Below are 14495 nucleotides of genomic sequence, written 5' to 3'. Positions count from 1 at the left end.
GACCAATGACGCTACGAGTATTGATTTATCAAAATATGCGGACAATACCGATAACCAGGCATTGAGTTTAGCAACAAACACGTTGAGCATTTCAGGGAACACAAAGACTATTGACTTAGCGAAGTATTTAGATAATACGGATGCACAAACACTTGGGTTCACCGGAACAAAATTGAGTATTGCTAACGGAAACACCATCGATTTGGCAAGTCTACAAGATGGAACAGGAACCGATAACCAAGATTTGACCTTAAGCGGAAATACCTTGAGTTTGACCAACGACGCAACGAGTATTGATTTATCAAAATATGCCGACAATACCGATAATCAGGCATTGAGTTTGGCAACAAACACGTTGAGCATTTCAGGGAATGCTAAGACTGTTGATTTAGCGAAGTATTTAGACAATACGGATGCACAAACACTTGGGATCACCGGAACTAAATTGAGCATAGCTAATGGAAATACCATCGATTTGGCAAGTCTCCAAGATGGAACAGGAACCGATAACCAAGATTTGACTTTAAGCGGAAACACTTTGAGTTTGACCAACGATGCGACGAGTATTGATTTATCAAAATACGCGGACAATACCGATAACCAGGCATTGAGTTTAGCAACAAACACGTTGAGCATTTCAGGGAATGCTAAGACTGTTGACTTAGGGAAGTATTTAGACAATACGGATGCACAAACACTTGGGTTCACCGGAACTAAATTGAGCATAGCTAACGGAAATACCATCGATTTGGCAAGTCTTCAAGATGGAACAGGAACCGATAACCAAGATTTGACTTTAAGCGGAAATACCTTGAGTTTGACCAACGATGCTACGAGTATTGATTTATCAAAATATGCGGACAATACCGATAACCAGGCATTGAGTTTAGCAACAAACACGTTGAGCATTTCAGGGAATGCTAAGACTGTTGATTTAGCGAAGTATTTAGATAATACGGATAACCAAGATTTGACTTTAAGCGGAAATACTTTGAGTTTGACCAACGACGCTACGAGTATTGATTTATCAAAATATGCCGACAATACCGATAATCAGGAGTTGAGTTTGGCAACAAATACGCTGAGTATCTCAGGAAACGCAAAAACTGTTGATTTAGCGAAGTATTTAGATAATACAGATAATCAAAACCTTACTTCGGCGAGCCTATCGGGTACAGAATTGACCATCTCGATAGAAAACGGAAAATCGGTATCGGTAAACTTGGCACCTTTGGTAACAAAACTGCAATCAGATTTAACGGCAACCCAAGACCGAGTAACCAGCTTAGAAACTCAGATGGCTGCTATTTTATCAAGAGTAAAGGCATTAGAGAATTGTGCGTGTAATGGAACCTTGTCTAACGATAACTCCGTAACTACGCGAAAAAGAGAAGCAACGTTGTATCAAAACATACCTAATCCTTTCGGAAGCAATTCGTCTATAAAATATTATTTACCCTATGAAACAGCATCAGCTTATATGATTTTTACTGACTCAGCTGGAAAAGTAGTTTCAAAGATAAAATTAGAAGAAAGAGGAGAAGCATCTTTAGATATCAATGCTGATGGATTAGCTTCAGGAATGTATATGTATACCTTAATCATTGGAAACAAGCAAATAGCTACCAAGCGTATGCTAATTAAATAAAAGGGAGAATTAGAAACGAATCACGGGTTTTTTAGAGGCGTAATAAAGGTTGGGGGACTTTTAGTACTGTATTCACCTCAGAAAAATTTTAGTTTTTAATCTTTTGTGAGAGTACCTTTCTGCAGAGAAAGGTACTCTTCTTTTTTGCTGTATACTAACAGTACTTTTGTGATGCTTAATGAGTTTAACATTTATTTAATAAAGAGAGCGCAAAGAAAAAAGAACAGTTTCGACTAAGGGGGTATCAAAATTCAAAAACACAACTACCCATGAAAAATATCGTTATGTTACTGTTTGTCATTTTAGGCATGACCACGAGTACGGCTCAGATAAAGAAGGCGAGTTTGAGTCCTAGAGTAATGATTAAACAACAAGTAGGGCTGGCAAACATCAGCTTAAACTACGGACAGCCAAATGCCAAAGGGCGCCCTGTTTTCGGAAAATTAATTCCTTTTGGAAAGCTATGGCGAACCGGAGCAAACAGCGCTACTAAAATAACATTTGATCAAGAGGTTTTGATAGACAAACAATTGATTCCTGCAGGTACTTACGCCTTATATACGATACCACAGAAAAAAGAATGGACCATTATTATCCATAAAAATAGCAAACTCTGGGGAACGGCAGGTTATAACAAAACCAACGATTTACTCCGTTTTAAGGTTCCTGCAATGCCACTTAAAGAGTACAGTGAGACGCTTTCCATAAATTTTGAGAATTTTCATGCCAACGGAGGAGATTTGGTAATAAAGTGGGAAAAAACTCAGGTGCGTATTCCTGTATTTGTCGATAGCGATGCACTTGTTTTTAAGCAAATTGAGGAGAAATTGATGCAGAATGCTAAAATCGCGAATGCGCAAACCTATTTTGATGCAGCGATGTTTTACTATGAAAAGAATAAAGACCTACCTAAGGCGCTAAGTTGGTTTGATAAAGCCATAGAATTGCGCCCTCAAGCTTTTTGGTATCGATACTACAGAGCAGAGCTGGCGTTTGTTTTAGGCAATTTTACAGCAGCAAAACAGGATGCTGAACTCAGCTTAAAAGCAGCTAAAGCGAATACCGCAAGTGATTATGGGTATATTGCTAAGTGTAATTTGTTACTTGCGAAGATTGCGGATAAATTGTAATCTACTTTTATAACGTCTTGGTTTATAGGGGGTGTATAACGGATTAGTAAATTTCGGTAATTTATTGTCTTTCATCAGTAAGTTTAGTGCCGTGTAATACGATAGGTTTTAAGAGTATCATTCGCGAAGTACTCTGATCCTTTGGTAGCAATTCGTGAAATTAACGTGATATCCTTACCAATTTTTATGAGGAAAGGGAGGTCTGAGTAAAGCTCGTCAGAATTACCCTCATAGGAACGCAGGCATTGTCCGAAAGGATCGAGTTCAAAAAGATAAGGAATGGCTGGGCTTCCTAGGTCTTTTTGTATGCTACTCGAAAAAAGGTAACGGTCTTTGTCGATAATAAAATTACTGGCATTGGCAGTATAATGATCTTTGGGCGACAGTTCCCAAACTAGTTTTCCGATACTATCAAACTTTTGTACCCGTATGTTTTGACGCGTTGATGAAAGGTAGCGATCACCAAAGAGTAAGATGTCTCCTTTTTGGGTCTGGGCGATTTGTGCAGGATAAAAATCTTCGTTCAAGGCTCTTTTCCATAACAAAGTACCATTTGCGTGTATTTTGGCGAGAAAAGATTGTGAATTGAACCTGTCGTAGCCTATAATAACAAAGGTAGTTGCTGAGGTCTGAATGAGTTCGTAAATAGTGTTGAAGTCTGGAATTAAAGCTTCTGAAATGCGTTTTCCTTCTGTATCGAAGGTCGTAATTGAAATGCCGGAATTTACAGAGCCGACGGAATCAGAGATAAGTAGAAAACGATGGTTACTTATTGCACGGATATAGCTGTTTCCTGCAGGGTGTTTTTCCGTTGTCAACTCTTTGGTCCAGAGTAGTTTCCAGTTACTGTCATATTTGCTTAAAAAATCGTGTGATCGTTCTTTACCCATGGTTACCCTAAGGGTATTAACGGTATAATAGTGCGTTTTAGTTTCCAAATAATCAGTCAAACCATGTTCGAACTTAAGCGTCCCTTTCTTTAAAAAAATGCCGTTTGCTGTTAGCGTAATGCGTTTATAGGTATAGTCACTTGAAAGCTGCTCTGGGTCATTATCATAGAAAAAGAGGTTTAGCTGTTCTGCATTGCTTTTTTTTATGTAGTCCATTTGTTCTAGCCCACTAAGGTCAATAGTATCCAGTAGCGTTAACTTAAAATGAGGAGGAAGCGGTTCTTCAGGGGGTGAGCTGTTTAGCCACCACCCTATAAAAATAAGGCAACAGAAAAGGAAGATACTTACAAGGTGTTTTTTACGCATAGTATTCCAAATAGCAAGCTCTATAGCAACGTTCTTTTGAGTAAAACTACTGATTAAATAGTGTTGTTTCAAATAAATTTTCGGAGAATTTGGTGGGTTTTAATAGTAATTAAGAGCGGAAAGTTACTGTGTTTTTGATGGTTGATTCACGTAATTAGCACCGAGAGACTGTCTAATAATTAGCTGTACTGACTCTCTAAAAAATGGAGTTTTCGGAAGCAGAGGTAAAGGCTTCAAGAAAGTGAATGCCTTTTACAGAGTTGCCTTTGCTGTTTAACCGAGGGCTCCAAGTAGCAATGCTGTACTGATTGGGTAAAATAGCAATGATACCTCCTCCTACACCACTTTTACCAGGCAAACCAACTTTAAAAGCAAACTCTCCTGATTCGTCATAAAACCCACACGTTTGCATGAGCGCATTGATTCTCTTTGTCTGACTTTTGCTAAGGATCGTCTTATGGTTATGAGGAGAAATCCCGTTGTTGGCTAAAAACAAAAACAACTGAGAAAGTTCTTGGCAACTCATCTCAATAGAGCATAAAAGAAAGTAAAAATCTAAAACAGCTTCTGGTTCGTTGTCGATGTTTTCAAATGATTTCATCAGGTTGCACAAAGCAATATTGCGGTACCCAACCGCTTTTTCAGAGGCAGCAATTACTGGAGAATAATCCAAATGGTCGAGGTTGTTGATACCTCGGATAAAGTTTAAGAAATCTTCTTGTGGTTGTGGTAGTTTACTGAGTAGTATATCGGCAACTACGATGGCGCCTGCGTTGATAAAAGGATTTCGGGGAATTCCACGCTCAATCTCAATTTGAATGAGTGAGTTAAAAGCCGTTCCTGAGGGTTCTACACCGATACGAGTCCAAATGGCCTCACCAACTAGGGTATAGGCAAGTGCAAAACTCAATACTTTCGAAATGCTTTGTATGGAGAATTTTTCAGTACTGTCACCAACGCTATACGAGTTTCCCGAAACCTCACAGAGGTGTATTCCAAATTTTTCTGGAGCAACCTCAGCGAGTTGAGGAATGTAATTGGCTACGCTACCTGAATTGCAGTGGGTGTTGCTTTGCGCGTAGAGTTGGTGTACGATGTTTTCAAGGGTAGAACCTGTCATATTGCTTGAATTGAATAAAGTGATATTGGGGCTAAACTACGTGGAATTTTATGCTGAATAAAAACGAGGGAAGAAGAGTGCTTACATTTTTAGCTAAGTTTACGGGTTCCAGTTATGAATTCTAATGCCAGTGCACTCATAAAAGTTAAATGACATTACATGCTGGTGTCAAAAAGAGTACTACAGGGAGGGGGTGAATTTTAAATGTTAAAGAAATGTGAAAGGATTGGTTGGAAAATGCTATATTCGGCTGAGAAACAAATAGAATAATGAATATTAAGAAATTACTAGTAGGATGTTTATTGGTAACGTCCTTCGTGAAAGCACAGGAAAAGTTTGAATTTTTTGATGCGACAAAAGCAACAGAAATTCCTCGAGCAATGAAGAAGAAGTTTAAAAGAAAAGATGCGTTGTACTATTGTAATAATTACCTCCAGGTATATGATAACAAACGGTATTTTTTCGTGAATTCGAGCTTAAAGAAAACAAAAAAATACGATTTTGCAACTAAAATGCTACGAGGAGGATTTTTCCTTACGGGGGAAAGAAAAGAAGGACGTAATGATTACGGAAAGAGGGAAACTCAGCGAGTTTTGTCTTTAAAGGCCTTAAATTTTCAAGGAAAAGAAATCACTACCGAGCTTTCAAAATATCCCAATGCCTACCTAGCAACCAATCAAGTACGAGTATATGATTTTGAGACTACTGATGAGGGAGATTACATCGTGTTTCAAAATACGATCAACAATCAAATGTGCGATGGGTTGTTGAACGATCAAGGAAAGGTGATCATAGCACCCGATAAAAAAGAAATCATCCAATTGTCAGGGAATTATTTTCTTGTAAAAGAACAAAATGGAAGTACTTCAATTTTTGATGCACAGTCTAAAACAGCAATCTTAGAAGCGATAGAAGGGGTTGTTGTAAAAAACAAAATATCGTATGCAGCCAACTTTTTGGCTTATGGATCAAAAGTATGGGTTAAAAAAGAAGGCGCAATAGGTTTGTACGACCTGCAAAAGAAAACCTGGGATATTCCAAATGTTTATTTAGATGTAAAACCGTTTTTAGGATGGAAGTCTTTTCCAGGAACCTATAGCAGCCGCAGAGTTGTATATACAGCTTCATATGCCGTGAAAAATAAGGATGGAAAATGGGGCGTAATTAGTGAGCGCAATATGGAGATGGTTCCTTTCGGAGCTGCCGGATTTGAGAAACAAGGTAATGGAGATTTTATCGTGATTGATAAAGAGGGGAAAAAGAATTATTACAGTAAAAAAAGGCAGGGACTAGTATTGCCTAGGAGTTATAAGAATGTCGATAGCTATTCTCCAAATTTTGTGGTGGTAAAAAATGCTGCTAATGAGTTGGCTGTTTTTAATGGAGATAACGGAGAGCCCTATATAGACTTTACTAGTGAGTACGCAAGCTTTACTAATTCGGTAGGTGATTTTGGCTTTGTTTTAAAGTCAAAAGCAAATCACAACAGTGGAGGAGCGTCTCTTTCTGTATATTCTACTGTCTTAAAGAAGATGATTTTAACGGGGTTGAAAAGAGTAGAGAGCGTATCAAGAGAAGACAATTCCTATTATGCCTACGATTTTGAAGGAAAAATAACCGTATTTAACTTAGAGCAAGGGAAAATCATAATCCCTTTTGTGAAGCCGAAGCAATTTTCAAGTGTTTGGAGGTATGGTAATTATTATCAGCTGCGAAATTTTATGGGAAAGAGTAAGCTTCACCAGTGTTTTAATACAGAGGGAAAAGAAGTGACCATCTCAGAGTGCATGAAAAAATAGCTATCGTGAGCGTTTAGAAAAAAGAGTTATAGTGATATAACTCTTTTTTTTGCTTCGTTTTGATAATTGAGCTAATCTTTCGCCAAAATGTATACGTTTCATACCAAAATGTTTAGTTCGAACTCGTACTTCAAAAATACCTTTGTACTCAGTAAAAGTTGAAAGGAATTCAGAACAAAATGACACTAAAAGAGTTGAAAAAGCTGGTGAATTCAAGATGGGTACACCAAATCCGTGCCGGAGAACGACATCGCTTTATAGATATATCAGTAATAGAAGTAGCAGGACGCTTTTTTGTGAGGCAGTATAAGTTTTCAAAAAGAAGTTGGTACCAAGCATTTTTAGAGCATTCAGAAGGTACGTTAAAAATAGGAGAAGTGGAGGTTCCGGTGGTAGCTGTGGTTCCTAGTGACCTGTCAACAGTAAATCCGATGATAAATCGTCAGTATTTTAAGAAAATGTGGATTTTTTATCCACTCATGCGATTGACTTATGATCGTGCAAAACACGAAGCATCGACCCTTGAGTTAATCCCAAAATTCAGCTTGGAATAGCTTGTTTAGATGTTGTTTGTATGGTAAGGGTAAAAAGGAGAAATATTATAAAACGAGTATTGATGGGTATTGGATTAACTTGTGTATTGCTACTAGGAGCCGTGCTTGTTTTTTTGAAAACGAGTCCTCAGTTTGGAGGAAAAATTTCAAAAAATGACGTGAGGATATTTGAAATGTCTAAAAATTTTAAAGCTGGGAAGTTTGTCAATGAGTCTCCTACCAAAGCTACTCCGTCTTTAAAAGATGCGTATAGAATTTTAAAATTGTTAAGTCAAAAGCAGGAAAATACGGTTCCTACTAAAGAGATCTCCGTGAATAAATTGTCGGACGAGAGTTTTGCAAAACGCGAGAAGGTGACGAGATTTACATGGACAGGACATTCGAGTTTTTTATTGCAAATGGCAGAGAAAAACATCTTGCTGGATCCCATGTTTAGCGAGGTGCCAGCTCCTCATCCGTGGTTAGGAACAAAAAGGTTTTCATCTGAACTTCCCATAGAAGTAGCTAACTTACCGTATATAGATGCCGTTATTTATTCACATGACCATTACGACCATTTGGATTACGAAACCGTGCAAACTCTTAAAAATCGCGTTGGCAAGTTTTACGTACCGCTGGGGGTAGGAAAGCACTTACGAGCTTGGGGAGTGGCCAAAGCAGCCATAGTAGAGTTAGATTGGTGGCAAGAGGCGGTTTTAGGAACGATAACCTTGGTGGCTACACCGGCAAGGCATTTCTCGGGTCGCAGTGTCGATGATACCAATACTACTTTGTGGGCTTCTTGGGTACTTTTTACAGAACAGGAACGCATTTTTTTTAGTGGCGACAGTGGATATGATTCACATTTTAAGCGTATCGGAGCAGCCTATGGACCGTTTGATTTAGCCCTGATAGAGTGCGGTCAATACAATGATGATCTCCCAGATTTCCCTATTCATATGTATCCCGAGCAAACTGTGCAGGCGAGTTTAGATGTACGCGCAAAATACCTAATGCCTATTCATTGGGCCGCGTTTAAATTAAATCAGCATCCGTGGAAAGAGCCCATACTTCGTCTGGAAAAGAGCGCAGCTAAGGATTCTTTGAGGCTCGTTACTCCTGAAATAGGGGCGATGGTGTCAATGGATGCCTTGGATTCCCATCGAACGCACTGGTGGGAAGTATATGAATAAATCGTATCTTTAAGAAACTCAATAATAAGAAATGCCAAAGATCCACTTTCAACATATTGAAGCAATGCATGAGTATTATCAGCTAGCGGCACCTGAACATCCGTTGTTTAGTATTATGCACACGGTTGCAGATTCGGCCGAAACAGTAAACTGTGATACACACGAGTATACAGAACCTATTGAAATGAGCTGTGATTTTTATGCAATTAGTCTAAAACGAATCTTATCGGGTGAGCTGACCTACGGCCGAACAAAATACGATTGTACAAAAGGAACCTTACTTTTTACAGCGCCCAATCAGGTATTGACCTTCAGAGAAATGGTGTTGAGTGAAGAGAGCTATCACATAGCATTTCACAAAGACTATATTCGGAACTGTGCGATTTATGACAAGATCAGAAGTTGTAGCTTTTTTGATTATCACGTAAATGAGGCTTTGCACTTAGCTCCACGTGAAGAACAAATTATCAAGGACATTTTTAAAAACATGACCTTGGAGTATCAGAATAATCAAGATGAGTTTAGCAAGGAAATATTATTGAGGCAACTCGAAACCTTATTAACCTATGCCGATCGTTTTTACAAACGTCAGTTTTTGAATAGAACAGTGGTAAACAAAGAGGTGATTTCTCGATTTAGAGAGGTGTTAACAGCGTATTTTGATCGAGGGTTGTTTGCTGAAGAAGGAATTCCTAGTGTCGAATGGATGGCCAGAGAATTAAAATTAAGTCATCGGTATATGAGTGATACAATTAAAGCCGAAACAGGAAAAACAGCAGTAGATCAAATTAATTTATTCTTAGTAGAAGAAGCAAAGAACCTGTTGCTCAATCCGAAGTTGTCTATAGCCGAAACTGCTTATCAATTGGGGTTTGAGTACCCGCAGTATTTTACGAGAATTTTTAAGAAAAAGGTAGGGGTAAGCCCCAGTCAATACATCAAAACTTTTAGAGAAAACTAGTCCTCTAAATTCGTTTATACCTGTTGCAAGGCTTTCAATTCTAAGTATACTAAGCCGCCTATGATGAGTGCTTCTAGTAGGAGGTAGCTCCAGCCGATCAGGGTGAGCTCATATCGATGGTAGCCCGCGAGAATAAAGGAGCAGATACAGTACAGACAATTGATAATGGGGATCACCAATAATCCTGTTTTTAGTAGTTTTTTTTCAGTTCGATAAAAATACACATCCAGTCCTAATAGGAGTAAGGGCCAAGGGAGAAGTAGCGTGTTCATGGCATTCGGTATTCCTGTAATAGCAGTGATTTCCGGAAGTAAAAAAGCGGTCAGCGAAAAGGATAATAATGCGCCTATACCGTCGAGGATAAAGAGTTTTTCGGGACGGCTTTTTATGAAGTGAATAAGGTTGTTAATCATGAGGTTACGCAAAATGATTCCACAGAATTGGATATTTTTGAGGGAGTTCTTCTTCTTCCCATTCTTCTCCTAGTACCGCGGTGTTTTCTGGATATCCCAAAGGCAGTTTATCTTGCGTTTTTGCTTCAAAAACTTCCATGGCAATGTACTGTAAGCCTTCCCAGTCTCCATCGTTAGTTTCCATGAGCTGTACTAGTGAATCGATGTTCTTTACAGCGTTTTCATAATATCGCTGTCCTTGGCCTATCAGCCAACTGCGAAAATCGATAAAAGTATCATCTGAGCAGCCTCCATTTATAATGTAGGCAGCTGCCCAAAAATCCCAGTGGTAGCATTCACCTCTCAATTTTCTGAATTGATTGTCAAAAGCAATAATGGCTTGTGGATTTAGCTTTCTTAGGGCTTTTTTTAGGTGAAGCTGTTGCAAGTCGTAATTGTGCTCACTCGCCGTTTTTGAGGTTTCAATGAGCTGCCAAAATTGCGTTAAGTCCATAAGTTCTTCACTGTTGTACACAGGTGCTGTTTTCTTTTTCCTTCTAAAAAAAATCATAGGTTTTACTGAGTAAGATATTGCTGCATTTGTTTTTCAAATTTTTCGCTGTCTTTAAAGGCACATAAATTGCCATCAGGGTCATAAAACTTGGCCACCGTTCCCCATGCATGCTCTTGGTAGTCCACATCAATACCTTGGGCGCTGAGTTTGTCAGCAAGTAATTTGACCTCGGGAACATTCATTCGCAAGCAAGTTTTAATACGACTGTCAACAGTGGCAGTATTTAAGGCGTCATCGTCGAGTTCTACCATGAGATAAGCATCGCCAAAAGCAAAACACGTCAAGGAGTCTGTGGTAAACATGATGTCGAGTTGTAATTTATTTTGATAAAAATCTACACAAGCTTCATAGTTAATGGTGTACAATATAATACCGGTTCTGTCTAATTTCATAGTCGTTCCTTTTAAGGATTGTCAAGGTACGGAAATAGGAGTAATAGAAGGAGGAATAGCAAAAAAAAAGCCATCCTAAAAGTAATGGATGGCTTTGTAAATTAGTCTTTTTTAAGTTTTTTTTCAATGTTGGCAATGCGCGCAACAAGTGATGTAAGCAGTTTGTTTTGTTTTTTTAACGCTTCAATTTCAAGTTGTTGTCGTTCATTTTGCTTTCGTTGAGTGCTCAATTGTTGTTCTTGTGCTATGGTATACAAGGTGAGTTCTTCAATTTTTTGTAACAATTTAGCATCCATCTGTGCCAAGAAGAAACCATTTTCTCCAACTTCTTTAGCACTTGGAATATTTTTTAAGTGTCCTTTCTCTTTGATATGCAAGGCTACTTCCTCGAGTTTTGGGAGTTCGTAGTTTTTGCTGAAAACGAAGTCAGGCCAATTGGCTTGCTTGGCTACCTTTACTTCGAGTGCGGCAATTTTTCCATTGACCCCTAATTTGTAACCATGAGTCTGCTCGGTTCCTATTCCTATATTTCCATGGACAAAAAACGAAGCTTGGTTGTTGGTACTTCCGACGTATACATTTTTACGCGAGCTGTAGTTGAGGTAGAGGTGATCGAGGGCTGAGGAGCTCGATGACTTTCCGTATAGATTACGTACGCGCAACGAAGCGTTACCATCAGCTCCGATGTTGACATTTCCGGCAATGGTTAATTTTTCTGTTGGGGAGCTAGTTCCCAATCCGAGCTTTCCATCTGCTGTCAGTAACATTTTGCGGTTTCCGTTGTTATCCCAAGCAAACAAAGGACGAATCTGTGCAGTACTTCCATCAATGCGCGAATCAAAAGTCATAATAGGTACGGTTCCTGAATCATTTCCCGAGCCAATACGACCACTGATATAAAGGGCTTCACGGTTGTCAGAAATATGTTTACCAATGAGGTTGGGAATAAACTGATTATTGGCTCCTGTGGCGTTTCTAATCGAAAATGAATCTCCAATAGCGTCTTCTAATTCCAAGTGAAGCGGTGTTTCAAAGGTAGTTTTAGAGGTACGGATGTCTAAGGTGGCTTGCGGATTGTCTGTATTAATACCCAATAAACCCTGGTGATTAAAAGTGAGTTGCCCCAATCCAGTTTTCATATACAAACCGTAATATCCGGCTAATTGAACGGCCTGAAAGGTAGTTCCGGGGAGTACTTTGCTACTTCTTCCCAGTCCGTACCAAGGACTGTCATTTACGGTATGCGCACTTGTTGATACCGGATAAGAAGTCTGTGCTTGGAGTTGACCACTCAAAGCCATGGCCGCTATAGCAGCAATTTTTAACGAACGTTTCATAAAAATGTAGTTTAATTTAGCAATTATTCAAACAGGGATTTCCCTGCAGTAACAAAGGTAGTTATTAGAATGAAAGAATCTGTGAATTAAAAGAAAAATCTCATTTTTTGTAACAACGGAGTTTTTGAGTCGTTGTTAGGGTATAGTATAGAGTAATTCTCCATCACTGAAGAAGAAATTGGGAGAATTATCCATGTTATTGTGTTGATCAAGACGCATACTTCAGTTCCTATTAAGGGCGGAGTATGCGTTTTTTGTTGGTTAGTATCAGGCGACTCTTTATTAAGAAGTTCATGAGTACGTATTCACTAATAAAACCATAATCATGAAAAGAATGTATTTTTTAATTGCAATTTGTTGCTGTCAGTTTTTAATGGCACAAGAGTATCCTTTTTTACCGAAAGGACTCAAAGAACTACCTTTTGAAGAGGTTATGAGCCGACCCTTACCTAAAAAACTAGGCTTAGTATTTTTTGAGGATGGCACAAAAACGGACCTTTCGCATGCCTTATCGCTGATTACGAGTGGTACGTTGGTACCAAAAGTATTTGTAAATGCTGAAGGAGCCTATGCGGCTCTGGTACTCGAAGGAGGTCGTTACAGTTTTGTCCCTGATGATCTGAAGTTACTTCCGTTAGATCAAGTACAGAAAAAGGGAATCCCAACGAAGGTATCGGACGTATTTTATGAAAACGGTACGCGATTGTCGTTGCAAAAAGCCATTGATTTAGTACAAACCGGAAAGGCAATGCCCCTCCTTTTTGTCAATGCTAAAGGAGATTACAAAGCCATGGTAGTAGTGACCTATAAGGATGATGGAAATCCCTATGACGATATTCCCAACCCAACGGGTGAACAGGCCAAAGCGTTTACCGTAGAAACCGTTACAGGCAAACGCTATACATTGAGTGAATTGAAAGGTAAAACCGTAGTACTTAACTTCTGGTTTATCGAGTGCCCGCCTTGTGTTAAAGAAATTCCTTTACTAAATGCGCTTCGTGCGGAGTACAAAGGAAATGACAAGGTGGTGTTTTTGGGGATAGCGATGAATTCAAAGCAACAGCTGACTTCCTTTTTACGAGAAACTCCTTTTAATTACGAAATAGTACCGCGCGGTACCCAGCTGAGTGCGCTGTATGGCGTTCAGGTGTTTCCAACACATTTCGTAATCGATCCTACAGGTAAAATTAGCTACTTCGCAGTTGGGGGAGGGAAGGACGTTACTGCGGAACTTCGCAAGCAACTCCCCAAAAAGTAATTTGTTAATGAAGATAGAATTTCTGACAGTTTATTAGCAATAAAGAATAGTATATACACTACTTTCTCGAGTTCGGTAGGGAAAGTAGTGTTGTTCTTGTAGTATACATCAAGGAGAAAAAATAGATATCATGAAATATGTAAGTATACTTGTTATTTGGTGCTGTAGTTTAGTTCAGTTAACAGCTCAGATAACGTTAACAGGCCGTGTTTTAGACGCGAATACACAAACGGGAATAGAAGGAGTTAATATTTTTATAGCTCGGGCTTCCGTAGGAACGATTACGAATGAAAACGGAAGTTTTCGGCTGAGAATTCCCAAAGCGCTGACAGCACAAAAGCACGAATTGGTAGCCTCTCATATAGGGTATAGCCTTTGGAAGACTGAGGTAAATAGCGCAATCAATAAAGCGTTAGAAATCCATTTAGAAGAGTTTTTAAACCCCTTGGAAGGGGTAGAAATATTGTCAGAAAAGCCTGAAAAGGTGATTTCGGAGGCCATAAAAAAAATACCAGAAAACTATCCCAGTACGGCTTGGCAACTTAATGGCTATTATCAGGAATTGGTGAAAACCAATGGTGATTATACCATGTATAGTGATGCCATCTGTAAAATAGACTATAGTTCTTATAAAAAGAAGTTCAAATTTCGAAAGTCTATGGATAGGTATGTAAACTATACAGAAGAGGTTGATGAGTCAAATGCTTTAAATAGAAGTAACTTTTTTAAAATAAGTTTTCCCATTGTAACGTATCAGGTTGCTGATTATAGAGACAAGTGCAGTTTGCTTGCCACCAGAAATACGATAAATACACAACAGGTACGATATGGATTGTTTCAACGTGGCTTAGGATTACCTCAAGGATCAAAAGCTTCAAAATTAGTAGCAGATTTGGAGGCTT

General features: G+C 38.8%; 14 protein-coding genes. 8 read left to right on the top strand and 6 right to left on the bottom strand.

What is annotated here, in order from left to right; all coding sequences use genetic code 11:
- Together ACXAG7_RS19665 and ACXAG7_RS19660 are read left to right on the top strand one after the other, a co-directional pair.
- Positions 1 to 1648: T9SS type A sorting domain-containing protein (locus tag ACXAG7_RS19665; RefSeq protein ID WP_476667886.1), on the top strand; the 1648-nt coding region annotated here is incomplete at its 5' end.
- Between the two features lie 269 nt (positions 1649 to 1917).
- Entirely contained in the window at positions 1918 to 2778 is an 861-nt protein-coding gene (locus ACXAG7_RS19660) for a DUF2911 domain-containing protein (RefSeq protein ID WP_408042573.1), read from the top strand.
- Between the two features lie 83 nt (positions 2779 to 2861).
- Here the strand turns inward: ACXAG7_RS19660 and ACXAG7_RS19655 are convergent, their stop codons facing one another.
- Together ACXAG7_RS19655 and ACXAG7_RS19650 are read right to left on the bottom strand one after the other, a co-directional pair.
- On the bottom strand, positions 2862 to 3884 hold the full coding sequence (locus tag ACXAG7_RS19655; RefSeq protein WP_476667885.1) for a hypothetical protein: 1023 nt from the start codon (positions 3882 to 3884) through the stop codon (positions 2862 to 2864).
- Between the two features lie 346 nt (positions 3885 to 4230).
- Positions 4231 to 5154: a glutaminase gene (locus ACXAG7_RS19650; protein ID WP_476667884.1), complete on the bottom strand. Its 924-nt coding sequence runs from the start codon at positions 5152 to 5154 to the stop codon at positions 4231 to 4233.
- Between the two features lie 269 nt (positions 5155 to 5423).
- Between ACXAG7_RS19650 and ACXAG7_RS19645 the strand changes: the two genes are divergently transcribed.
- From ACXAG7_RS19645 to ACXAG7_RS19630, 4 genes are all read left to right on the top strand, one after another.
- Complete coding sequence (locus ACXAG7_RS19645) at positions 5424 to 6953, top strand: hypothetical protein (RefSeq protein WP_476667883.1); 1530 nt, start codon at positions 5424 to 5426, stop codon at positions 6951 to 6953.
- A 179-nt stretch (positions 6954 to 7132) separates the two neighbouring features.
- Complete coding sequence (locus ACXAG7_RS19640; protein WP_476667882.1) at positions 7133 to 7507, top strand: hypothetical protein; 375 nt, start codon at positions 7133 to 7135, stop codon at positions 7505 to 7507.
- Between the two features lie 62 nt (positions 7508 to 7569).
- Positions 7570 to 8679 (top strand): MBL fold metallo-hydrolase, encoded by a 1110-nt coding sequence (locus tag ACXAG7_RS19635; protein ID WP_408042578.1) that lies wholly within the window; start codon positions 7570 to 7572, stop codon positions 8677 to 8679.
- A 31-nt stretch (positions 8680 to 8710) separates the two neighbouring features.
- Positions 8711 to 9640, top strand: a complete 930-nt coding sequence (locus tag ACXAG7_RS19630; protein WP_408042579.1) for a helix-turn-helix domain-containing protein — start codon at positions 8711 to 8713, stop codon at positions 9638 to 9640.
- A gap of 14 nt (positions 9641 to 9654) precedes the next feature.
- On the opposite strand, the gene ACXAG7_RS19625 is transcribed toward ACXAG7_RS19630, so the two are convergent.
- The 4 genes from ACXAG7_RS19625 to ACXAG7_RS19610 form a co-directional block, all read right to left on the bottom strand.
- Complete coding sequence (locus ACXAG7_RS19625) at positions 9655 to 10053, bottom strand: hypothetical protein (RefSeq protein ID WP_476667881.1); 399 nt, start codon at positions 10051 to 10053, stop codon at positions 9655 to 9657.
- A gap of 4 nt (positions 10054 to 10057) precedes the next feature.
- Positions 10058 to 10603: a DUF4240 domain-containing protein gene (locus ACXAG7_RS19620; protein WP_476667880.1), complete on the bottom strand. Its 546-nt coding sequence runs from the start codon at positions 10601 to 10603 to the stop codon at positions 10058 to 10060.
- Between the two features lie 5 nt (positions 10604 to 10608).
- Complete coding sequence (locus ACXAG7_RS19615; RefSeq protein WP_476667879.1) at positions 10609 to 10998, bottom strand: VOC family protein; 390 nt, start codon at positions 10996 to 10998, stop codon at positions 10609 to 10611.
- A gap of 101 nt (positions 10999 to 11099) precedes the next feature.
- Entirely contained in the window at positions 11100 to 12335 is a 1236-nt protein-coding gene (locus tag ACXAG7_RS19610) for a hypothetical protein (RefSeq protein WP_476667878.1), read from the bottom strand.
- Between the two features lie 325 nt (positions 12336 to 12660).
- Between ACXAG7_RS19610 and ACXAG7_RS19605 the strand changes: the two genes are divergently transcribed.
- Positions 12661 to 13593, top strand: a complete 933-nt coding sequence (locus ACXAG7_RS19605; RefSeq protein ID WP_476667877.1) for a TlpA family protein disulfide reductase — start codon at positions 12661 to 12663, stop codon at positions 13591 to 13593.
- Between the two features lie 130 nt (positions 13594 to 13723).
- Positions 13724 to 14495, top strand: a 772-nt coding sequence (locus ACXAG7_RS19600; RefSeq protein WP_476667876.1) for a carboxypeptidase-like regulatory domain-containing protein, incomplete at its 3' end; no start/stop codon positions are given.

The organism is Tenacibaculum sp. AWR4_210, assembly GCF_056160945.1.
This window is presented reverse-complemented; position numbering and strand designations above follow the sequence as displayed.